Origin of the sequence: Methylobacterium goesingense (assembly GCF_022179225.1) — a bacterium.
Lineage (GTDB): Bacteria > Pseudomonadota > Alphaproteobacteria > Rhizobiales > Beijerinckiaceae > Methylobacterium > Methylobacterium goesingense.
Genome location: NZ_BPQL01000019.1, coordinates 78,353 through 100,844 on the forward strand (window position 1 = coordinate 78,353; position 22,492 = coordinate 100,844).

General features: G+C 70.4%; 20 protein-coding genes. 14 read left to right on the forward strand and 6 right to left on the reverse strand.

The window, feature by feature from the left end; all coding sequences use genetic code 11:
* The 6 genes from MFF30_RS04430 to MFF30_RS04455 form a co-directional block, all read right to left on the reverse strand.
* Entirely contained in the window at positions 1-498 is a 498-nt protein-coding gene (locus MFF30_RS04430; RefSeq protein WP_238277040.1) for a TspO/MBR family protein, read from the reverse strand.
* Entirely contained in the window at positions 495-1,727 is a 1,233-nt protein-coding gene (locus MFF30_RS04435) for a geranylgeranyl diphosphate reductase (protein ID WP_238277042.1), read from the reverse strand. The genes MFF30_RS04430 and MFF30_RS04435 overlap by 4 nt, the downstream gene beginning before the upstream one ends.
* A gap of 21 nt (positions 1,728-1,748) precedes the next feature.
* Positions 1,749-3,095, reverse strand: coding sequence for a BCD family MFS transporter (locus tag MFF30_RS04440; protein ID WP_238277051.1), 1,347 nt, complete (start codon positions 3,093-3,095; stop codon positions 1,749-1,751).
* Positions 3,095-3,979, reverse strand: a complete 885-nt coding sequence (gene chlG / locus MFF30_RS04445; RefSeq protein WP_238277053.1) for a chlorophyll synthase ChlG — start codon at positions 3,977-3,979, stop codon at positions 3,095-3,097. The genes MFF30_RS04440 and chlG overlap by 1 nt, the downstream gene beginning before the upstream one ends.
* Before the next feature lie 111 nt (positions 3,980-4,090).
* Entirely contained in the window at positions 4,091-5,539 is a 1,449-nt protein-coding gene (gene ppsR / locus MFF30_RS04450; protein ID WP_238277055.1) for a transcriptional regulator PpsR, read from the reverse strand.
* A 71-nt stretch (positions 5,540-5,610) separates the two neighbouring features.
* Positions 5,611-6,495: a cobalamin B12-binding domain-containing protein gene (locus MFF30_RS04455; protein ID WP_238277057.1), complete on the reverse strand. Its 885-nt coding sequence runs from the start codon at positions 6,493-6,495 to the stop codon at positions 5,611-5,613.
* A gap of 305 nt (positions 6,496-6,800) precedes the next feature.
* On the opposite strand from MFF30_RS04455, the gene bchF reads away from it, so the two are divergent.
* The 14 genes from bchF (at position 6,801) to hemA (ending at position 22,436) form a co-directional block, all read left to right on the forward strand.
* Positions 6,801-7,304, forward strand: coding sequence for a 2-vinyl bacteriochlorophyllide hydratase (gene bchF / locus MFF30_RS04460; protein ID WP_238277059.1), 504 nt, complete (start codon positions 6,801-6,803; stop codon positions 7,302-7,304).
* Positions 7,301-8,578 (forward strand): ferredoxin:protochlorophyllide reductase (ATP-dependent) subunit N, encoded by a 1,278-nt coding sequence (locus MFF30_RS04465; RefSeq protein ID WP_238277061.1) that lies wholly within the window; start codon positions 7,301-7,303, stop codon positions 8,576-8,578. Before bchF ends, MFF30_RS04465 begins: the two co-directional genes overlap by 4 nt.
* Before the next feature lie 4 nt (positions 8,579-8,582).
* The gene (gene bchB / locus MFF30_RS04470; RefSeq protein ID WP_238277063.1) at positions 8,583-10,127 is read left to right on the forward strand and encodes a ferredoxin:protochlorophyllide reductase (ATP-dependent) subunit B; all 1,545 of its coding nucleotides are present in this window, start codon (positions 8,583-8,585) and stop codon (positions 10,125-10,127) included.
* Positions 10,102-13,812: a magnesium chelatase subunit H gene (locus MFF30_RS04475; protein WP_238277073.1), complete on the forward strand. Its 3,711-nt coding sequence runs from the start codon at positions 10,102-10,104 to the stop codon at positions 13,810-13,812. Before bchB ends, MFF30_RS04475 begins: the two co-directional genes overlap by 26 nt.
* On the forward strand, positions 13,809-14,702 hold the full coding sequence (bchL, locus tag MFF30_RS04480) for a ferredoxin:protochlorophyllide reductase (ATP-dependent) iron-sulfur ATP-binding protein (protein ID WP_238277080.1): 894 nt from the start codon (positions 13,809-13,811) through the stop codon (positions 14,700-14,702). Before MFF30_RS04475 ends, bchL begins: the two co-directional genes overlap by 4 nt.
* A 14-nt stretch (positions 14,703-14,716) precedes the next feature.
* Entirely contained in the window at positions 14,717-15,418 is a 702-nt protein-coding gene (gene bchM, locus MFF30_RS04485) for a magnesium protoporphyrin IX methyltransferase (RefSeq protein WP_238277088.1), read from the forward strand.
* The gene (locus MFF30_RS04490) at positions 15,415-16,833 is read left to right on the forward strand and encodes an MFS transporter (RefSeq protein ID WP_238277091.1); all 1,419 of its coding nucleotides are present in this window, start codon (positions 15,415-15,417) and stop codon (positions 16,831-16,833) included. The genes bchM and MFF30_RS04490 overlap by 4 nt, the downstream gene beginning before the upstream one ends.
* Positions 16,834-16,845: 12 nt before the next feature.
* Complete coding sequence (puhA, locus tag MFF30_RS04495; protein ID WP_238277092.1) at positions 16,846-17,622, forward strand: photosynthetic reaction center subunit H; 777 nt, start codon at positions 16,846-16,848, stop codon at positions 17,620-17,622.
* Positions 17,619-18,320, forward strand: a complete 702-nt coding sequence (puhB, locus tag MFF30_RS04500; RefSeq protein WP_238277094.1) for a photosynthetic complex putative assembly protein PuhB — start codon at positions 17,619-17,621, stop codon at positions 18,318-18,320. Before puhA ends, puhB begins: the two co-directional genes overlap by 4 nt.
* Before the next feature lie 4 nt (positions 18,321-18,324).
* Positions 18,325-18,924 carry a photosynthetic complex assembly protein PuhC gene (gene puhC, locus MFF30_RS04505; protein ID WP_238277096.1) on the forward strand — a complete coding sequence of 200 codons (600 nt, stop codon included), beginning with the start codon at positions 18,325-18,327 and terminating at the stop codon, positions 18,922-18,924.
* Positions 18,924-19,223: an O2-dependent cyclase accessory protein gene (locus MFF30_RS04510; protein ID WP_238277135.1), complete on the forward strand. Its 300-nt coding sequence runs from the start codon at positions 18,924-18,926 to the stop codon at positions 19,221-19,223. Before puhC ends, MFF30_RS04510 begins: the two co-directional genes overlap by 1 nt.
* 35 nt (positions 19,224-19,258) lie before the next feature.
* On the forward strand, positions 19,259-20,296 hold the full coding sequence (gene acsF, locus MFF30_RS04515) for a magnesium-protoporphyrin IX monomethyl ester (oxidative) cyclase (protein ID WP_238277137.1): 1,038 nt from the start codon (positions 19,259-19,261) through the stop codon (positions 20,294-20,296).
* A gap of 1 nt (position 20,297) precedes the next feature.
* Positions 20,298-21,113 (forward strand): putative photosynthetic complex assembly protein PuhE, encoded by an 816-nt coding sequence (gene puhE / locus MFF30_RS04520; protein ID WP_238277098.1) that lies wholly within the window; start codon positions 20,298-20,300, stop codon positions 21,111-21,113.
* Positions 21,114-21,218: 105 nt separating this feature from the next.
* Complete coding sequence (gene hemA, locus MFF30_RS04525; RefSeq protein WP_238277108.1) at positions 21,219-22,436, forward strand: 5-aminolevulinate synthase; 1,218 nt, start codon at positions 21,219-21,221, stop codon at positions 22,434-22,436.
* Positions 22,437-22,492: the final 56 nt, after the last annotated feature.

The window sequence follows — 22,492 nt, forward strand, 5'->3', positions numbered from 1 at the left end:
TCAGGCGCTCCGGAAGGGCCCGTTGAGCCGGACGATCGCCCTGTTGAGACACGCGGCGATCCCGACCCAAACGAGATAGGGCAGCAGCAGGGTGGCGGCGAGACCGGAAACCCGCGCCGTGACGAGGATCAGCGCTGCGATCGAGATCCAGAGGAACACAACTTCGAGAAGAGCCCAGTCCGGCCGGCGCAGACGGAAGAATAGTCCGCTCCACGCGATGTTGAGGACCGCGTTGATCCCGTAGGTCGCGACGAGGGCCGTGCGGGAGGCCAGACCCGAATCGGCGTTCCACGCCATCACGGCTGAGATCGCCGTCAGGGTGAAGATCGTCGTCCAGACGGGGCCGAAGGCCCAGTCCGGCGGCTTCCAAGAGGGGCGCCGCAGGGCGTGGTACCAGGGCCCGGTCGTTGTCAGGAGGCCGCCAGCGAGGGCCACCACCACGGCGACCCCGGCCGCGACCAGGGGCGGACCCCAGTCGCCCGTCAGCGCCGCGTTCACGGCGAGACCCAGCGGAACAGGTGGGCGAGATCCTTGAAGAAGATCCGTGCGTGCGCCACCGGCTTCGCCCGCACCAACTCCTTGTTCATGTAGGAATCCCAGGTCAGCTGCTGCACGTCGCGGTCGCGGCAGATCGAGACGAAGCGCTCGCGCAGACCGTCGTTGCGGTACCAGACTCCCTGCATGATCCGGAGGATCAGGAATACGCGGCCGTGCAAGCGCATGAAGCGGCGGCGCGCCTCGGTGAGGGCCTTCGCCTGCCCTGTGACGAGGAAGGCTTCCGCCGCCTCGGCCGCAAGGCGCCCGCCGAGCATCGCGTAGTAGATGCCCTCGCCGGAGGCGGGGGCGACGATGCCGGCCGCATCCCCGGTGAGAAGGACGTCGCGGCCATTGTCCCAACGCTTCAGCGGCTTTAAGGGGAGGGGGGCGCCCTCGCGGCGAACGGTCTCGCCGGCCTCGAGGCCCGTGGAGGCTCGCAGGTCGCGGATGGCGCCGCGCAGGGAGAAGCCCTTGCGGGCGCTGCCGGTGCCAATGCTCACGGTCTCGCCGTGCGGGAAGACCCAGGCGTAGAAATCCGGCGAGAGCTTGCCCTGGTAATAAACGTCGCAGCGGGTCGCCTCGACATCGTGGGCACCGGTCTCGGGCAACTTGACGATCTCGTGATACGCGAAGACCTGCCGCATCGCAGCGTGCCCGGGAATCTCGGCCCGGCCGACCGAGGAACTCGCGCCGTCCGCCCCGATGACGAGGCGGGCGCGGGCGGCCCTCGGAAACCCGTCCTCCAAATAGTGCACCGTGGCGCCGTCCCCGTCGCGCTCGATGTGCCGGAAGCTCGCCGCCCGCAGGACCGCCCCGGCCTCCGCCGCCCGGGCGCGCAGCCAGGGGTCGAAATCGGCGCGGTCCACCATGCCGACGAACCCGTCGCCGATGGGCATGTCCACGCGCTTGTCCTTCGGGGAGACCATGCGGGCGGAGCGGATGCGCGCCACGAGGAGATGGTCGGGAATCGCGAAGTCGCGGATCAGGCGCGGCGGGATCGCACCACCGCAGGGCTTGATCCGGCCAGGCTTGTCGAGGAGGAGGACGCGCCGCCCGGCACGGGCGAGGTCGGTGGCCGCCGTGGCGCCGGCCGGGCCGCCGCCCACCACCACGACATCGTAGGTTTCCGGCAAGGCCCCGTTCACGGGCGCATCGGTTCGAACGGCCGGGCTCTCGAGACCTCTCGACATGACGTCACCTCGCTCGTGGAATCATCGGGCGGACAGGGGAGTCCCGAAGGCGGAGACGGCGCGCCGGGCGCGCGGAACTTGCGTGGCGGGCGCGTGGGCGATCCGTAGCGCCAGGGCGGCGGCGACCACGAACAACACGGCCTCGACCGCGAAGACGCCCGCATAGGCATCGACGGCGCGGGGGGTGACGAGGCGGGCCAGATCGACCGCGACGGTCCCGAGGAAGCCGCCGGCTCCGAAGGCGAGTCCCTGGGCCGCGCCCCACACGCCCATGCGGGTGCCGCGCTCGGCCTCGCCGCCGGCCCCCGCCAGCGCCATCATCGAGCCGATGGCCGCCACCGCGAAGATGCCGTTGAACAGGCCGAGGGCGAAGACCGGGACGCGCAAGGGGAAGTCCGCGCCGATCAGGCCGCCGCCCGCGATGCCGAGGAGCGCCGCGCCGGAGCCGAGGCAGCCCAGCGTCGTCCACAGCTTGAGGGATCCGAGGATCGGGCCGCCGATGCCCATGGTCAGGCCCGCCACGGTCAGCATGCCGGCCAGGACGCCGCCGTGCTGGAGACCGGCGAGCTTGGTGGTGACACCCGGCGACATCGCGAAGACGAGGCCCGCGAAGGGTTCGAGGATGAGCTCCTGCGCGCTGTAGGCCAGCATCGCCACGAAGATGAAGATCGTGAAGCGGCGCGAATCGGGCTCTGCCCAGACCCGGGCCAGCACTTCGCCGAAGGGGCGCTTGGGCGTCGCGTCCGCGCTCCGGTCGGGTGCGCCGCACGCCGGCTCGATCCCGCGCACCGCGAGGAGCGCCACCGCGAGAGCCAGGAGCGAGACCGTGCCGGAGACCGCAACCAGCCGGGCGCCGGAGAACGGATCGAGGAAATGGCCGGCGATCGGCGCCGTGATGGCGAAGCCCGCGATCATCATCACCCAGACGATGGTGGCCGCCGCCCCGCGCCGGCGCGGCTCGACCCCGGTGGCGAGGAGCACGAGGAGCGAGGTGCCGGCCGCCCCCGCGCCCATGCCCACCGTGAGGAACGACAAGACCGCCAGGGCGAGGCCGGCGGCCTGATGCGTCTCGGTGAGCGCCGTCGCCACCGCCGCGCCGAAGCCGCCCAGCGCCAGGGCCGCCATGCCGCCGACGATCCAGGGCGTGCGCCGCCCCGTCCGGTCCGAGCCGTAGCCCCAGCGCGGGCGCAGCACCTGCACCGCGTAGTGCAGGGCGACGAGGCCGCCGGGTACGATGGCCGGCAGCGCAAGCTCCACCACCATCACCCGGTTGATGGTCGAGGTCATCAGGACCACGACGGCGCCGAGCGCCGTCTGCACGAGGCCGAGGCGGACGATGGCGACCCAGCCGAAGGGGAGCGTCGCCATCACAGGCCTCCCACCGCCAGGGGCCGCAGGGCGAAGGCCGCCACCAGCATGCCGAGGACGTAGAGGGTCGTGCCGGTGCCGTTGTACCAAGCGGCGCGTTCGCGCGGCTCGGCGAGGAGCCGGCGCATCAGCACGAACTGCCCGACGAGCAGCGCGCCGATGAGCGCGCCGTGCCAGGGGCGCTGCCAGGCGAACAGGGCCAGGATGACGGCAACCTGGGGCAGTGCCATGACGAGGCAGGCGAGGCGCGCGGCGCCGAGCGTGCCCAGCTGCACCGGAAGGGACCGAATGCCGGTGCGCGTGTCGCCCTCCACCGACTTGAAGTCGTTGAGGGTCATGATGCCGTGGGCGCCGATGGAATAGAGCAGCGCCATGAGGAGGACGCGCCCGTCAGGCACAGCCGCGGCCATCACGGCGGCGCCGGTGAACCAGGGCAGGCCCTCGTAGCAGAGGGCGACCGCGGAGTTGCCCCACCAGCCGTTCCGCTTCAGCCGCAGGGGCGGCGCGCTGTAGATCCAGGCCAGCACCAGGCCGAAGAGGGCCGCGCCCAGGATCCAAGGTCCAAGGGCGGCGGCGACGAGGAGGGAGAGCCCGGTCCAGCCCGCCGCGACGTAGAGGCCCCAGCGGCCCGGCATCCGCCCCGAGGGGATCGGCCGGTGCGGCTCGTTGATGGCGTCGACATGGCGGTCATACCAGTCGTTGACCGCCTGCGAGGTCGCGCAGACCAGGGGGCCGGCGAGGATCACCCCGGCGGCGATCACGGGCCACTGCCCCGTCGGCGAGGCGCCGGAGGAGACCACCCCGCAGGTGAAGGCCCACATCGGCGCGAACCATGTGATCGGCTTCAGGAGCTCGACGAGGGCGCTGGGTGCGGGCGTTGCCATGGGTACGACGCTAGATTAACGCCGTTGAGTGTCAAGTTTGATTTACACACAACGCCCGTGAACGGACGTCTTTAGGCTCTGCCTACGATCGCAGGCCGGATGGCGGCACCCTCAGACCGCGTCGTCGCCGGCATCCGGCGCGTCGAGGTCCCCGATGCCGTAGCGGCGCATCTTGGCGTAGAGGCCCTGGCGGCTGAGGCCGAGCATCTCCGCCGCCGAGGCGCGGTTGTCCCGGGTGATGCGCAAAGCGGCCTCGATGCACAGGCGTTCGATCAGATCGGTGGATTCGCGCACCAGGGTTTTCATGGAGACGCGTCCGACGAGCTCGGTCATCTGTTCGACGGAGCGCGGGAGTTCGCGCCCGCCCGTCGTCGGAGCGGCCCGGCGCGGAGCGGCCCGGAAGGTGAAGCCGAGGCAGGCCTGCGCCCCGCCACCCGCCGAGACGGCGGCGACTTCTACCTCTTCCACGCCGCCGTACTGCCCCCGGATGTGGGTGGGGAAATGGCGCACCGAGCCGTGCTGCGTCAGGGTCGTGAACAGAGCCGTCGCCTCGGTCTCCTCCCGGCCGAGCCAGCGGTCGAGGCGCTGGCCGCGGACCTGCTCCTCGGTGGCGAGCTGGACGAGATCGAGGAAGGCCGGGTTGGCGGTGAGGATTCGGCGGCCCGGATCGGTGACGACGAAGCCCTCGGGCAGATGCTGGATGACGTCGAGGGCGCCGGCCCGGGCGGGGCCTGGCTCGGCATTCAGGGCCTCTGCGGCAGCCAGGCGCAGAAGCACGCTGGTGGCGTTCTCCTGGCGAAACAGCGAGGCGGCGACCCGCACCGGCCCGCGCCCGTGTCCGAGGCGGGCCTCGAGATCGGCGGCCTGGCCGGTGACGCGCAGGCCGGCGAAGAGCGATTCGAGATCGCGCGCGCTGCTGGCGTCGAAGAGGTCCACCGCATCCTGCCCGACGATGCGCTTGTCCGCGCGGCCGATCAGGCGGGCGGCGGCCGGATTGACCTCCGTGACGCGCCGGGTGCCCGAATCCACCACCAGGACGGGTTCGGAGCCGAGCTGGAACAGCAGGCGGTAGCGGGTCTCGGCGCCGCGCATGCGCAGGTAGTCGCGCTCCAGGGCCTGCTGCGTCTCGGCGAGCGTCCGCTGCAGGGAGGCCATGGCGCGCAGGTTACGACCCAGCACCAGGATCTGGCCGTCCTGGGCCAGCCGCATGGCGGCGTAGCGGATGGGCAGGTCGGTGCCGGTGGGCGAGACGTGGTTGACTTGGCGCCAGCGCGTCACGGCGTTGGGCGCGGCATCCTTGAGGAGCGCAGCGATCTTCGGCCGGCTCTCCACAGTGACCGTGTCGATCCAGGGGCGGCCGAGCCATGTCTCGCAGCCCTCGCCAGCCAGGTCCGAACTTCCGAAGGTCGCGTCCCGGACGATGCCCTCGCCGTCGATAACCAGCGAAAGGTCCGTGGCGGCGGCCACCAGCAGCCCGGCTGCCTGCGCGTCGAGTGGGCCGAGGGACTTTTGAAGCGCCGCAAGCGCTTGGCTCGCGGCAGGAAGCGCCAAGCTGGCCACGGGTCACCGGATCTCGTTGTGAGCGATCGGGACTGTTCGATCAGGCAGGCCGTCTCGGTCGGGTCTGTCTTTCAGCAGGGTCTGGCCGGCAGATCAAGCAGGCTTTCGGCAAGCGCGGGGGCGCGACGGGCATCGTCGGACGCCGCATCGGCCCCGACCTGACGGAAAAGGTCGGGTTTGCCCGCGAACGCCGCTCCGCCCACGATGATCCGGAGTGCGGGGTTGCGCGAATGGCGCCGCAGCGCCGCGATGGTCTCGGTCACCTTCGGCAGCAGGACTTCGCTGGCCAGCGACAGGCCGACCACGTCGAACCAGCCGTCCCGGGCGATGACCTGGAGTTCGCCGTCCGGCCGCGTTCCCGGGCAGGTCACGTCCCAGCCGGCCGCCACGAAAAAACGTTCCACCACGGCCACGCCAAAGCTGTGGGAATCTCCCGGGCAAGGCAGCAGCAGGATCGCGCGGGCCTGCGGAGAGGCATCATTTTCAGCGCCGATGCGCTGCGTCAGGTCCCGCAGAATCCGATGTAGACGCCCCATCGCGCGGGTCACGTCCACGAAATCGCAATGGTCCTCTTCCCAGAGGATGCCGAGGTGCCGCGCGGTGGGGGCGAGCAGGTCGAGGAGCAGACTGTCGAGGGACAGACCGCTGCCGAGGAGCTCCGCGACCCCCGCCTCTAGACCGTCGTCGCCCGGCGCCAGCACCAGTACCGCGAAGGCGGCGATCTGATCCGAGTCCGGCAAAATATTGCATTGGCGTGCAGCGGGCTCGGGCCGGTGCGCGAGCATCAGGCGTGGGATGATCTCCGCCTCGACGAGTGAGGCGAGGCCTTTCTGAAGACTCTGCTTCCGGCGGGCATCGACCGGCTTGGCGCCAAGGTCGATGTCAAACAACTCACTGAAATCGCGGCCTGAAAATTCGTATCGCAAGCAATCACCGAATTGCCTCACATCATCCATTGGTCCCTCCCCAATGATTCTGACGGCGTGATTCTCGGTTCGATCTTGCGTGTCGAATTCCGGACGTCTGACGTTATCTGCCTGTCCGCCATCGGGCGCGGGCCAAACCCGGGCGCGGTGCACGTGACGGTCGCACGATACGCTTCAGTTCTGGGTTATCAATGCAAATTGTATAACTATTTTGCATTCAGCGCGTAAATTCGTTTTGACGTAAAGCCAGCTTGACACTCTCTCAGGGGGTTCCTAACCTCCCTTCAACGAGGCCGTCCGACCCGCTCGAACGGACTTAAGAGAAGGGGGACAGCATGATCCGGAGACCGGACAAGGCCAGGCGCCCCCTCTACGACGCCGACCAGCGCGCCCGACGCGACGCCACCCGCTGGACGCTGGTTCAGGGCGTCCTCGCCCCCCTTCAGTTCCTGGTCTTCGCCGTCAGCCTCGGCCTCGTGTTGCGGACCCTGGCGACGGGGGAGGGGGCTGCCGCCGCCAACGTCTCCGTCGTGCTGAAGACCCTGGTCCTCTACGCCATCATGGTCACGGGCTCGATCTGGGAGAAGGCCGTGTTCGGCCGCTACCTGTTCGCCCCGGCCTTCTACTGGGAGGACATGGTCAGCATGCTGGTGCTGGCCCTGCACACCGCCTACCTGGTGGCGCTGGCCAGCGGCGCCCTCGACACCGCCGGCCTGATGGTTCTGGCCCTCGCCGCCTACGCCTCCTACGCCGTCAACGCCGCGCAGTTCGTGCTGAAACTCCGCGCCGCCCGGCTCCAGCCAATCTCGTCCGGCCTCGTCGCGGAGGGCGCGCGATGAACGCCCACGCGCCGATCCCCACCCTGGATGCGGGCTGCGACATCCGCCACGAGCGTGGCCAGCGCGCGGTGTTCTGCGGGCTCACCGGCATCGTCTGGCTCCACCGCAAGATCCAGGATGCATTCTTCCTCGTCGTCGGCTCACGCACCTGCGCCCACCTGATCCAGTCGGCCGCCGGGGTGATGATCTTCGCCGAGCCGCGCTTTGCCACCGCGATCCTGGACGAGCGGGATCTCGCCGGCCTCGTCGACGCCAACGAGGAACTCGACCGGGTGGTCCGCCGCCTCATCGAGCGCCGTCCCGACATCCGCCTGCTGTTCCTCGTCGGCTCCTGCCCCTCCGAGGTGATCAAGCTCGACCTGTCGCGGGCTGCCCAGCGGCTGTCGCGGAGCTTCCACCCCGACGTGCGGGTGCTGAGCTACTCGGGCAGCGGCATCGAGACGACGTTCACGCAAGGGGAGGATGCCTGCCTCGCGGCCCTCGTTCCCGAGATGCCCCGTGCGCCCGAGATCGGCGCACCGGCATTGCTGGTGGTCGGAGCGCTGGCCGACGTGGTCGAGGACCAGTTCGCCCGGCTCTTCGCCGATCTCGGCATCGCTGAGGTGGCGTTCCTACCCGCGCGGCGCGCCGGCGCGCTGCCGGCAGTCGGGCCCGACACCCGCATCCTCCTCGCCCAGCCGTTCCTGACCGACACAGCCCGCGCCCTGGAGGCGCGGGGCGCCGAGCGGATCGCCGCGCCGTTCCCCCTCGGCTCCGAGGGCACCACCGGCTGGCTCCGGGCCGCGGCCGAAGCGTTCGGTGTGCCGGCGGAGCGCTTCGAGCGGGTCACCGCCCCGGGCCGGGCGCGGGCCGCCGTCGCCCTCGACCTCTACCGCGATCGCCTCGCCAACCGGCGCGTGTTCTTCTTCCCCGATTCGCAGCTCGAACTGCCGCTCGCCCGCTTCCTATCGCGCGAGATGGGCGCCGAACTGATCGAGGTCGGCACGCCCTACCTCCACCGCCAGCACCTCGCCCCGGAACTCGCGCTGTTGCCCGCCGGCACACGCGTGGTGGAGGGCCAGAACCTCGACGCGCAGATGGATCGCTGCCGCGCGGCCAAACCCGATCTCACGGTCTGCGGCCTCGGCCTCGCCAATCCGCTTGAGGCGGAGGGTCTCGCGACCAAGTGGTCGATCGAACTGCTGTTCACCCCGATCCAGGGCTACGACCAGGCCGGGGACCTCGCCGAACTCTTCGCGCGGCCGCTGAAGCGGCGCGCCCGGCTGGAGGTCTGACGCGATGCAACTCACGCTCTGGACCTACGAGGGGCCGCCCCATATCGGCGCCATGCGGATCGCCACCGCCATGAAGGGCCTGCACTATGTGCTGCATGCCCCACAGGGCGACACCTACGCCGACCTGCTCTTCACCATGATCGAGCGGCGCGACGCCCGCCCGCCGGTGACCTACACCACCTTTCAGGCCCGGGATCTCGGCGCCGACACCGCCGCGATCTTCCAGGACGCCGTGGCGCAGGCCTACGAGCGCTTTCGCCCGGAGGCGATGATCGTCGGCGCGTCCTGCACCGCCGAGCTGATCCAGGACGATCCGGGCGGCCTCGCCCGCGCCCTCGAGCTACCGATCCCGGTGATCCCGCTCGAGCTCCCGGCCTACCAGAAGAAAGAGAACTGGGGCGCCTCCGAGACCTTCTACCGCCTCGTCCGGGCCCTGGCCGGGGGCACGCTGACGCCCCGTGACGGGCGCCGCCCGCTCTGCAACGTCCTGGGTCCGACCGCACTGGGGTTCCGCCACCGCGACGACCTCGTCGAGATCACCAAGATCCTCGGGGCGCTGGGCATCGACGTGAACGTGATCGCGCCGCTGGGCGCGACGCCGGCCGATCTCGGACGCCTCGGCGTGGCCGATTTCAACGTGATCCTCTATCCCGAGATCGCACGGGCCGCCGGCCTGCACCTGCAGAAGACCTTCGGCCAGGCAATGGTCGAGACAGTGCCGATCGGCGTCCAGGCCACCATCCGGTTCGTCGAAGAGGTTGCGGCCGTCGCGGGCGTCGATCCCGCGCCCGTTCTCGCCGGCGCGCCCTCGCGGCTGCCCTGGTATTCGCGCTCGGTCGACTCGACCTACCTCACCGATAAGCGCGTCTTCATCTTCGGCGACGCTACCCACGCGCTGGCCGCCGCCCGGGTCGCGGCCACCGAACTCGGCTTCAAGGTGGTGGGTCTGGGCACCTACACCCGCGAATTCGCCCGTGAGGTCCGGGCCGAGGCCGCACTCCACGGCATCGAGGCCACGATCACCGACGACTACCTCGACGTCGAGGCGGCCATCCAGGCGGCGCAGCCGGAGCTCGTACTCGGCACCCAGATGGAGCGCCACATCGCCAAGCGCCTCGGGCTGCCCTGCGCGGTGATCTCGGCACCGATCCACGTGCAGGACTTCCCCGCCCGCCACTCGCCGCAGATGGGGTTCGAGGGCGCCAACGTCCTGTTCGACACCTGGGTCCACCCCCTGATGATGGGGCTCGAGGAACACCTGCTCGGGATGTTCCGCGAGGATTCCGAATTCCACGGCGCGGCCGCGCCCTCGCACTTGCCCCGGCACGGGGTCGAGGCGCCGGTCGCCGTCGAGGCCGCCCCCGCACCTGCGTCGGTCGACCCGATCCTCGTGACCTGGGCGACCGACGCCGAGAAGGAACTGAAGAAGATCCCGTTCTTCGTGCGGGGAAAGGCCCGTGCGAACACCGAGCGCTTCGCGCGGGAACGCGCCCTGCCGCTCATCACCGTCGAGACCTTGTACGATGCCAAAGCGCATTTCGGACGCTGAGCGCCCGGCGCTCCGGGTCGTCCTCGTGACGATGGACAACCATGTGGCGAGCGCCTTAGAGCGCGCACGCCAGAGGCTCGCCCACGACCTGCCCGGCCTCGTCCTCGACTTCCACGCTGCCGCGGCGTGGGACACCGATCCCTCGTCGCTGGAGGCCTGCCGGGCCGATATCGCGCGGGGCGACATCGTCATCTCCACCATGCTCTTCATGGACGAGCACGTCCGCGCCATCCTGCCGGCTCTGCTGGCGCGGCGCCCGCATTGCGACGCGATGATCGGCTGCCTCTCGGCCAGCGAGGTCGTGAAGACCACCCGCCTCAACCGCTTCGACATGGACGGCACCAAGCGCGGCGCCCTCGACTTCCTCAAAAAGCTGCGCGGGAAGCCCGGCGCCCAGGGCAACGGCGCCCGCCAGATGGCGATGATCCGGAAGCTGCCCAAGATCCTGCGCTTCATCCCGGGCTCGGCCCAGGACGTGCGGGCCTACTTCCTCACCCTGCAATACTGGCTCTCGGGCTCGGACGAGAACATCGCCAACCTGGTGCGCTTCCTGGTCGGGCGCTACGCGTCCGGTCCACGCGAGGGCTGGCGCCGGATCGCGGCCGCTCCCGCGCCCCTGACCTACCCCGAGACCGGCCTCTACCATCCCCGCATGGCCGGCCGGATCGGCGAGGACGTGGCGCGGGTGCCCGCACCGTCCGGCCCCGTGAAGGGCCGCGTTGGCCTCCTGGTCATGCGCTCCTACGTGCTCGCCGGGAACACCGCCCATTACGACGGCGTCATCGCCGCACTCGAGGCGCGCGGTCTTGCCGTGGTGCCGGCCTTCGCCAGCGGGCTCGACAACCGCCCGGCGGTGGACGCTTTCTTCCGCCGCGACGGCCGCCCCACCATCGACGCCCTGGTCTCGCTCACGGGCTTCTCCCTGGTGGGCGGCCCCGCCTATAACGATGCCGCGGGTGCCCAGGCGCTGCTCGCCGAACTCGACGTCCCCTACCTCGCCGCCCACGCTCTCGAGTTCCAGACCCTGGAGCAGTGGGAGGCGTCCGACCGGGGCCTCTCGCCGGTCGAGGCCACCATGATGGTGGCGATTCCCGAACTCGACGGCGCGACCAGCCCGATGGTGTTCGGCGGACGCTCCAGCCGCTCTCTGGGCTCATCCGCCCGCGACATGGTCGTGCACCCGGAGCGGGCCGACATGCTCGCCGCCCGCATCGAGCGCCTCGTCGCCCTTCGGCGCAAGGCGCGGACCGAGCGCCGGGTCGCCGTCGTGCTCTTCGGTTTCCCGCCCAATGCCGGCAGCATCGGCACCGCAGCGTTCCTGTCGGTCTACCACTCGCTGCACAACACGCTCACCGCCATGAAGGCCGAGGGCTACGCGGTCGAGGTGCCCGAGAACGTCGATGCCCTGCGGGACGCCGTGCTCGCCGGCAACGCCGCCCGGTTCGGCACCCCCGCCAACGTCCACCACCGCATCCCGGCCGATGAGCATGTCCGGCGCGAGCGGCATCTGGCCGAAATCGAGGCGCAGTGGGGCCCGGCGCCCGGGCGCCAGAACAGCAACGGGTCGCAGATCTTCGTGCTCGGCGCCCAGTTCGGCAACGTCTTCGTCGGCGTGCAGCCCGGCTTCGGCTACGAGGGCGACCCCATGCGCCTCCTGTTCGAGCGCGGTTTCGCCCCCACCCACGCCTTCTCGGCCTTCTACCGCTACCTGCGCGAGGACTTCCGCGCCGACGCGGTGCTGCATTTCGGCACCCACGGGGCGCTCGAATTCATGCCCGGCAAGCAGACCGGCCTTTCCGGCGCCTGCTGGCCCGAGCGCCTGATCGGTGCCACGCCGCATGTCTACCTCTACGCCGCCAACAACCCGTCCGAGGGCCTCCTGGCCAAGCGCCGCTCCGCCGCGACCCTGGTGAGCTACCTCACGCCGAGCCTCGCCCAGGCCGGCCTCTATCGCGGGCTGATCGACCTCAAGGCCTCGATCGAGCGCTGGCGCGCCCTGGAGCCCGAGGCGGTGGCCGAGCGCCGGGATCTGGCCGAGCTGATCCAGGCGCAAGGCGCCGGGCTCGACCTCGTGGCCGCCGAGCCCACCTGGACCGTAGACCTCGCCGGCCACGTCCACCGCCTCGGCGCGGCCCTGCACGAGCTGGAGCACAGCCTGATCCCCCACGGCCTGCACGTGGTGGGCCAGGGGACGCCGCCCGACCAGCGCGTCGACATCCTTCTGGCGCTGGCCGAGGCCACCCACGGCCTCGCCCCCGCCCGGGCCGGCCTCGACGCCCTCGTGGCGGGCGCGACCCTCGATGCGGCCCTGGCATTGAGCGAACTCGCCGCGACCGAACCGAATCGCGCCGCCCTCGCGCGTTTACGCGAGACGGACCGCCTGTTGTCACAGGATCACGAGATCCAGGGCCTGCTCCGGGCGCTGGACGGCCGCTTCATCGCCCCCGTGGCGGGCGGCGACCTTCTGCGCAACCCCGATATCCTGCCGACAGGGCGCAATCTGCACGGCTTCGACCCCTACCGCCTGCCCTCCGCCTTCGCGCTCGCCGACGGCACGCGGCAGGCCGCGCGCCTGCTGGCCCGCTATCGCGACGAGGGCGCGGCGCTGCCCGAGAGCATCGCCCTCGTGCTCTGGGGCACCGACAACCTGAAGAGCGAGGGCGGCCCCATCGCCCAGGCGCTGGCACTCATCGGCGCGGCCCCGCGCTTCGACGGCTACGGCCGCCTCAGCGGCGCCACCCTGATCCCTCTGGAGACCCTTGGCCGCCCGCGCATCGACGTTGTCGTCACCCTCTCGGGAATCTTCCGCGATCTCCTGCCCCTGCAGACCCGGCTCCTGGCGGAGGCGTCCTACCTCGCCGCCACCGCCGACGAGCCGGTGGAGCGGAACTTTGTCCGCAAGCATGCCCTGGCGCTCCAGGCCGAGCACGGCATCGACCTCGAGACCGCTGCGCTCCGGGTCTTCTCCAACGCCGAGGGCACCTACGGCGCCAACGTCAACCAGCTCGTCGAATCCGGCCGCTGGGAGGATGGCGACGAGATCTCCGAGACCTTCGCGCGGCGCAAGTCCTTCGCCTACGGCCGCACCGGCGTGGCGAGCCCCCAGCGTGCCCTGATGGGGGCGGTGCTCGCCACAGTGGATCTGGCCTACCAGAACCTTGATTCCGTCGAGGTCGGCGTGACCTCGGTGGACCATTACTTCGACGGCCTCGGCGGCATGGGCCGCGCCGTCGCCAAGGCCCGCGGCGAGGCCGTGCCGATCTTCATCAGCGACCAGACCCGCGGCGAGGGCGTGGTGCGCTCGCTCACCGAGCAGGTCTCCCTGGAGACCCGCACCCGGATGCTCAACCCGAAATGGACCGAGGGCATGCTCGGCCACGGCTACGAGGGCGTGCGCCAGATCGAGGCGCACCTGACCAACACGCTCGGCTGGTCGGCAACCACCAACGGGGTCGCCCCTTGGGTCTACCAGCGCATCACCGAGACCTACGTCCTTGACCCCGCCATGCGCGAGCGCATGGCGGCCCTCAACCCGACCGCTTCGGCCAAGGTGGCTCACCGGCTGATCGAGGCGCACCAGCGCGGCTTCTGGACCCCCGACGCCGAGACGCGCGACGCGCTCGACCGCGCCGAGGAGGAACTGGAAGACCGCGTCGAAGGCATCACCGCAGGGGTCGCCGCATGAACATCGCCATCCGCAATCCGGTCGCCGCGCGCCGGCCCGAAGGCAGCGTCCAGGTCGAACTCGACCCGAACCTGAAGATCGGCACCGCCAAGGTGTTCGCCGTCTACGGCAAGGGCGGCATCGGCAAGTCGACGACCTCGTCGAACTTGTCGGTGGCCTTTTCCAAGCTCGGCAAGCGTGTGCTGCAGATCGGCTGCGACCCGAAGCACGATTCGACCTTCACGCTGACGAAGCGCCTCGCCCCGACCGTGATCGATGCCCTGGAGGCCGTGCAGTTCCACTCAGAGGAACTGCGCGTCGAGGACTTCGTGGCCGAGGGCTACAACGGCGTCATGTGCGTCGAGGCCGGCGGGCCCCCCGCCGGCACCGGCTGCGGCGGCTACGTCGTCGGCCAGACGGTCAAGCTCCTGAAGGAGCACCATCTTCTCGAGGACACCGACGTGGTGATCTTCGACGTGCTCGGCGACGTGGTCTGCGGCGGCTTCGCCTCGCCGCTCCAGCACGCCGACCAGGCCCTGATCGTCACCGCCAACGACTTCGACTCGATTTTCGCCATGAACCGGATCGTGGCGGCGATCCACGCCAAAGCGAAGAACTATCCGGTGCGTCTCGGCGGGGTCATCGCCAACCGCTCGGCCAAGACCGACGAGATCGACCGCTTCAACGCGGCGACCGGCCTGGAGCGGATCGCCCACTTCCCCGACCTCGACGTGGTCCGGCGCTCGCGCCTGAAGAAGGCGACGCTGTTCGAGATGGAGGAGACGCCCGAACTCCTCGCCGTCACCACCGAGTATATGCGGCTCGCCGCCCATCTCTGGGCCGGGGGCAAGCCACTGAACGCGATCCCCATGAAGGACCGCGACCTGTTCGAATTCCTTGGTTTCGATTGAGCGGGCGCCCCACCATGACCTCGCACAGCTACGCCGCCCGCCGCTCGCAGCTCACCACCTATTTCGACCGCACCGCGGTCGAGGCCTGGGCCCGGCTGACCTCGGACGCGCCGGTCTCCAAGATCCGCGCCACCGTGCGGGCCGGGCGCGACGCCATGCGGGCCAACCTCCTGTCCTGGCTGCCCGCCGACCTCACGGGCAAACGCCTGCTCGATGCCGGCTGCGGGACCGGGGCGCTCAGCCTGGAGGCGGCGCGGCGCGGCGCGGAGGTCGTTGCCATCGACGTCTCGCCGACCCTCATCGGCCTCGCGCGGGAGCGCACAACCCTGTCCGGCCCGGGGCGCATCGACTTTCGGGTCGGCGACATGCTCGACCCGAGCCTCGGTCGCTTCGACCACGTGGTCGCGATGGATTCGCTGATCCACTACGCCACCCCCGACATCGTGCAGGCGCTCGCGGCTCTGGCGGCGCGGACCGATGGCGGAGTTCTGTTCACGGTGGCGCCCCGCACGCCGCTCCTGACCCTGATGCACATCGCCGGCCGCGCCTTTCCGCGCAGCGATCGGGCGCCCGCCATCGTCCCCGTCGGTGAGGCGGACCTGCGCCGCCGGGTGGCGGCCGAGCCGGCCCTGTCGGGCGTCCGCATCGGCCGCGCGCACCGGGTCAACAGCGGGTTCTACCTCTCGCAGGCCTTCGAACTCCGGCGGGCCTCATGACCCGCCTCGGCGCCTCCATGGCCCGCGCTCTCCAGCGCGTCGGCCCCGGCATGCTGCCCTTCGCCGACGCGGCGACGGTCGAGCTGCCCATGGGGCGCCTGCTGCGGCTCGCCCTGTTCCAGGTCACGGTCGGCATGGCGGCCGTGCTGCTCATCGGCACCCTGAACCGGGTGATGATCGTCGAACTGGCGGTCCCAGCCTGGATCGTCGCCGTGATGCTGTCCCTGCCGCTGATCTTCGCGCCGTTCCGGGCGCTCGTCGGCTTCCGCTCGGACACACACCGCTCGGTGCTGGGCTGGCGCCGGGTGCCCTATATCTGGTTCGGCACGCTGCTGCAGTTCGGCGGGCTCGCCATCATGCCCTTCGCCCTGCTGATCCTGTCGGGCGACACCACCGGCCCGGCCTGGCCCGGCCACGTGGCGGCCGCGCTCGCCTTCGTGATGGTGGGTGCGGGCCTCCACACCACCCAGACCGTGGGCCTGGCGCTCGCCACCGACCTCGCACCCGCCCATGCCCGGCCCCGCGTCGTCGCGCTCCTCTGCGCCATGCTGCTCGTCGGCATGGTGATCAGCGCCGTCGTCTTCGGACTGCTGCTGGCCGACTTCTCGGCGCTGCGCCTGATCAAGGTGATCCAGGGCGCGGCCCTCGTCACCGTCGTGCTCAACGGCATCGCCCTGTGGAAGCAGGAGCCGCGTTCGCCCGGCCGCACGGCCCGCGACCTGCCCCGTCAGTCCTTCTCCGAATCCTGGGCGCTCTATGCCGGCAAGGGGCGGGCGCGCCGCCGCCTCGTCGCCACCGGGCTCGGCACCGCCGCCTTCTCGATGCAGGACATCCTGCTGGAGCCCTATGGCGGACAGATCCTGCACCTGTCGGTGGCCGCCACGACGGCGCTGACCGCGCTGCTGGCGGCTGGCGGCGGCATCGGCCTCCTCGTCGCGGCGCGCTGGCTCGACCGGGGTGGCGACGCCTTCCGGGTCGCGGCCTCCGGGGCGGTCGTGGGCATCGCGGCCTTCTCGGCGGTGGTCTTCGCCGCGCCGCTGGATTCCGCCCGGCTGTTCGCGGTCGGCGTCGCCCTGATCGGCCTCGGCGGCGGCCTGTTCGCCCACGGCACGCTGACGGCCTCCATGGCCAAGGCCGGGCCGGAGGATACGGGCCTCGCCCTCGGGGCCTGGGGCGCCGTACAGGCGAGCGCGGCCGGCCTTGCCATCGCGGCGAGCGGCATCCTGCGGGATCTCGGCGCGCATCTCGCCGAATCCGGACATCTCGGCGAGGCTCTGAACCTGCCCTCCACCGGATACCTCATCGTCTACCACATCGAGATCGCGCTGCTGTTCGCGACGCTGCTGGCCATCGGCCCGCTCGTCCGCGCCGAGAGCCGCACGCATCTGCCTCGATCCCTGCCCCGCTCAGCCTGAAGGAGACCGGCCATGCCGAGAGGTGAAATCACGGGCTACGTCGACGTCGCACAGGTCGTCCTCTACGCGTTCTGGCTCTTCTTCGCCGGCCTAATCTTCTACCTGCGCCGCGAGGACCGCCGCGAGGGCTACCCGCTCGAATCCGAGGCCGCCCGCGGTCGGGCGATGCCGCCGGATCCGTTCCTGATCCCGTCGCCCAAGGAGTTCCTGCTCTCCAACGGCCACGTGAAGCACGCCCCCCAGCGCGGCGAGCGGACCCCCTGGAACTACCGCGGCCACAAGCACGAGGTCTGGCCGGGCGCCCCCCTCGAGCCCGACACGGACGGCCTGCACGACGCCATCGGCCCTGGCTCCTACGCCGACCGCGAGGACAGCCACGACGAGACCTGGGACCGCGAGAAGCGCATCGTGCCCCTGCGGGTCGCCGACCACTTCGTGGTTCACGAGCTCGGCCCGAACCCCATCGGCATGTCGGTCTTCGGCGCCGACCGGCAGGTGGCCGGCACGGTGAGCGACCTCTGGGTCGACCGGGGTGAATCCATGGTCCGCTACTACGAGGTCGAACTCGGGGCGGGCGGGCGCCGGGTGCTGATGCCCGCCACCTTCTGCCGGACCGGCCGCTTCTCCCAGCGGGTCACCTGCGAAGCTCTGCTGGCCCACCAGTTCGCCGACGTGCCTACCACCAAGGACCCGGATTCGGTCACCCTGAACGAGGAGGAGCGGATCATGGCCTTCTTCGGCGGCGGCACCCTCTACGCGACCCCGACCCGCCAGGAGGCCATCCTGTGAGCCGTCTCGCCAAACCCTCCCGCGCCAAACGCTCCGGGCCCCACCTGCCCGCCAACGCCTTCGATGCCCCCCCCGGCCTGCCGGCGCCGCTGCCGGCTGGCGAGCACATCCTCTGGCAGGGCCGCCCCTGCGGTTTCGGCATCGCCTTCCGGGCGCTGCACCTGACCCTCGTGGGTGTCTGGTTCGTCGGCCTCGCCCTCTGGGCGGCGCTGCCGGCGGCCCTCTCCGGCCAAGCCCTGGAGGCCGTCTGGCTCGCCCTGCCCACCCTGGCGATCGGCACCGGCGCGCTGCTGCTCCTGGGCCTCCTCGGCTGGCTCTCGGCCCGCACCACCACCTACACCATCACCAACCGCCGCGTGGTGATGCGGGTCGGCATCGCCCTGCCGATGACCCTGAACCTGCCCTTCGCGCTGGTGGAATCGGCCGGGTGCCGCCTCTACCGCGACGGCAGCGCCGACCTTCCGCTGCGCCTTCGCCCGGGCAATCGCATCGCCTATCTCCATCTCTGGCCCCATGCCCGGCCCTGGCACGTCAACCGGCCCGAGCCGATGCTGCGCACGGTCGCCGAGGGCGACGAGGTGGCCAGAATCCTGGCCCGCGCGCTCGCGGCTCACCGGGCGGTGCCGGAGGAGGTGGCCGGCCCCGTCGTGCTGCGGCCGCGCGTGGCAGCTGGCCCCCGCCTCGCGACGGCGAGCTGATCCGATGAACCCGCATCCCCTCGCACGCACCGCCGGCCGCACCTCGCGGGGCCTCGTCGTCGGAGTCGGCGTCCTCGTCGGCTTCGTGGTCCTCGCCGTCACGGTCGGCCGCGTCGAGAGCGTCGGCCTGACGCAAATGAAGCCGGCGCGCCCGGTCCAGAGCCTCGCCCTGCGGGTGGACGACGCGGCGGACGGCGCGCTCACGCTGCGGGATGCGGAGCGGGGCGCCCTCGTCGCCACGGTCCGGCCGGGGGAGGACAATTTCATTCGCGCCACTCTACGCGGCTTCGCGCAGGGGCGCCTGCGCGCCGGCCTCTCCCGTGAGGTGCCGTTCCGGTTGACGCGCTTCGACGACGGCTCCTTGCGGCTCGACGATTCCCTCACTGGCCGCAGCGTCGATTTCGGAGCCTTCGGCCCCTCGAACTACGCCGCCTTCGCTCGCTTGATGCCCGCCGAATCCATGTCCACCGAACCCATGCCCGCCCAGGATGTGTGCCGGACCGCCTTGCCAGCGGGCGGTATTCCGGGGTCTTGTGGCACAGCGCCCACGAACGCCGAACCGGTAAGGAATTCGGCGAAGGGCGCGATGGGAGCCGCACCATGATGGCCTGGCTGAACGGACGCCGCACCGTCGACGTCCCCTGTACCGTCGAGATCGAGCAGACCTCGGAAAGTCTGCACGCCCACGTGGTCCTCGACGCCAATTTCGAGATCGAGCCCGGCGACGCCGTGCAGGTGCACGACGCCCCCACCTCAGTACCCTACGGTGAGCGCCTCGTCGTCCAGCGTACCGCGACCGTGACCCGTGCGGGCCGCCTGGAACGGCTCTGGACGAAGCTCGCCGGCCATCTCGAACTCACCGAACTCTACGAAGTCAGCTTTTCCGAGAGGAGGCGCCTGTGACCGCAGCGATCCAGCAGCCCATCCCGAAGCTTCCCATGAACGAGGCGACCAAGGCCGCGCAGGAGACCACATTCCTCTCCCCCCGCTTCTACACCACGAATTTCGAGGAACTCGACCGCACCGACGTTGAGCCCGTTCGGGCCGAGTGGAACAAGCTCATCGCCGAGCTGCGCGCCGATCCCAACAAGCGTCACTTCACCCGCAACGAGGAATTCGACCTCGACATGTCCGGGCTCGACCCGGCCCTGCGCAAGGAGTTCATGGACTTCCTTGTCTCGTCGATCACCGCCGAGTTCTCGGGGTGCGTGCTCTATGCCGAGATGCGCAAGCGCGCCAAGAACCCCGACATCCGCGAGCTGTTCGGCTTTATGAGCCGCGACGAGGCGCGACACGCCGGCTTCATCAACGACGTGCTGAAGGATTTCGGCATCGGCGTGGACCTCGGCTTCCTGACGAAGTCGAAGAAGTACACCTTCTTCCGGCCGAAGTTCATCTTCTACGCGACCTATCTTTCGGAGAAGATCGGCTACGCCCGCTACATCACCATCTTCCGCGAGCTGGAGCGCAACCCGGATCGCCGCTTCCACCCGATCTTCAAGTGGTTCGAGAAGTGGTGCAACGATGAGTTCCGCCACGGCGAGGCCTTCGCGCTCCTCATGCGCGCCAACCCGAAGCTGACCTCGGGCGTCAACCGGTACTGGATCAAGTTCTTCCTGCTCGCGGTCTTTGCGACGATGTATGTCCGCGACCATTGCCGCCCGGCCTTCCACGAGGCCCTCGGCGTCGATCCGACCGACTACGATTTCCAGGTCTTCCGGATCACCTCGGAGATCTCGAAGCAGACTTTCCCCCTGACCCTCGATCTCGACAATCCGCGCTTCAAGCAGGCGCTGGACCGCCTGCTGGTCTGCTCGGAGAAGATCGCCGACGCCAAGGCACAGGGCGGGATGATCGGCAAGCTCAAGCACGGGTTCTGGATCGCCGCCTCGGCGGTGAACTTCGCCCGGCTCTACGCCCTGCCGACCCTCGACAACCCGATGCCGGCGCAGATCCGCCTCGAGCCGGTCTGGTAGGATGGCGGCCTACGCGCTTCCCGCCCTTTATGCGGTTCTGGTCTGGTGGTTCTCCACCGGCCTGATCCTGCTCCTCGACCATCGGCCGCGCGCCACACACGGTGTGAGCATGGCGGCGGGCACGGGCGTCCTCGCCCTGGCCCTCTGGGCTATCGGCGCCTCGGCCGGGGATGCGAGCGCGGGAAGCGCCTACGTCGCCTTCACGGCGGCCTTGGTGGTCTGGGGCTGGCAGGAGATGAGCTACTACATGGGCTTCGTCTCCGGCCCGCGCACCCGGGCCTGCCCGCCCGGGGCCAAGGGCTTCGCGCGCTTCCGGGCGGCGGCGGCCACCAGCCTCTGGCACGAGGCGGCCATCGTCGCGGGCGGCCTCGCGATCCTGGCCCTGACCTGGGGCCAGCCGAACCTCTTCGCCCTGTGGACCTACCTCGTCCTGTGGGGAATGAACCTCTCGGCCCGTCTCAACCTGTTCCTCGGGGTGCGCAACCTCAACGCCGAGTTCCTGCCCGAGCATCTCGCCTATCTCGGCAGCTATCTGCGCGTGCGCGCCATGAACCCGCTGTTCCCGGTCTCGGTGACGGCGGCCGGCCTCGCCACCGCCGCGCTGGTGCTGGCTGCACTCGCCGAGGGCATCACGGCTCACGAGGTCGCGGGCCTCAGCATTCTCGCCACCCTGATGGCGCTGGCAACCCTGGAGCACGGCTTCCTGATGCTGCCGCTGCCCTCGGCCGCGCTCTGGCAATGGAGCCTGCCGAAGATCTCCGATCGCGGCGCGGTGCCATCGCGGGTCGCGGCGCAAAGCGACGCCGAGGGCCGCTGAATGACCGCTCCGCCTCCGCGGATCGGCTCGAACCACGCCGCCGGCGCGGCAAACTACGCGAGCGGGCTCGAAAAGTCCGCCGTTCAACGAGGGAAGGGGACGGGCATGAACTACGAAGAGATCTTCGGCTCTGCTTTGGCCGGCCTGCATCGCGAGGGACGCTACCGCGTCTTCACCGACCTCGAGCGGCAGGCGGGCCGCTTCCCGCACGCCACCCACCACACGCCGGCCGGCACGCGGCCCGTCACGGTCTGGTGTTCCAACGATTATCTCGGCATGGGCCAGCATCCGAGCGTACTCGCCACCATGCACGAGGCCCTGGACCGCTGCGGCGCCGGGGCCGGGGGCACCCGCAACATCTCGGGCACCAATCACTACCACGTGCTCCTGGAGCGCGAGCTCGCCGACCTCCATGCCAAGGAGGCCGCGCTGCTCTTCACCTCCGGCTACGTCTCGAATTGGGCAGCGCTCGGCACCCTCGGGTCGCAGATGCCCGGCTGCGCGATCTTCTCGGACGCGGGCAACCACGCCTCGATGATCGAGGGTATCAAGGCTGCCCGCGCCGAGCGCCACATCTTCCGCCACAACGACCCCGAAGACCTCGACCGCAAGCTGCGCCTCGTCGATCCCGCCCGTCCGAAGATCGTGGCCTTCGAATCGGTCTACTCGATGGACGGCGACATCGCCCCGATCGCCGAGATCTGCGACGTCGCCGAGGCGCACGGCGCGCTCACCTACCTCGACGAGGTCCACGCCGTCGGCCTTTACGGCGCGCGCGGCGGCGGCATCTCGGAGCGCGATGGCCTTGCCCATCGCCTCGACGTCATCGAGGGCACTCTCGGCAAGGCCTTCGGGGTCCACGGCGGCTACATCACCGGTTCGGCCAAGCTCTGCGACTTCGTACGCAGCTTCGCCTCGGGCTTCATCTTCACGACTTCGCTGCCACCCGCCGTGGCGGCGGGCGCCGCCGCCAGCATCCGCCACCTCAAGGCCAGCGGCGCCGAGCGCGCCCGGCATCAGGAGCAGGTGGCCTCGGTGCGGGCCCGCCTCGATGCCGCCGGCATCCCCTACCTGTCCAACGAGAGCCACATCGTGCCGGTGATGGTCTACGACCCGGTGCTGTGCAAGGCGATCAGCGACACCCTGCTCGACGAGTTCGGCATCTACGTCCAGCCGATCAACTACCCCACCGTGCCCCGCGGGACCGAGCGCCTGCGCATCACGCCCTCGCCGCTGCACTCGGACGACGACATCGCCCACCTCGTCGACGCGCTCAGCCTCATCTGGGGCCGGATGGGCGTGCAGCGCGCCGCCGCCGAGTAACGCCGGCGGCCGGGCGGCGCCGTCCGTGCCGAACCGACTTGTCCGAGGAGGCCCCA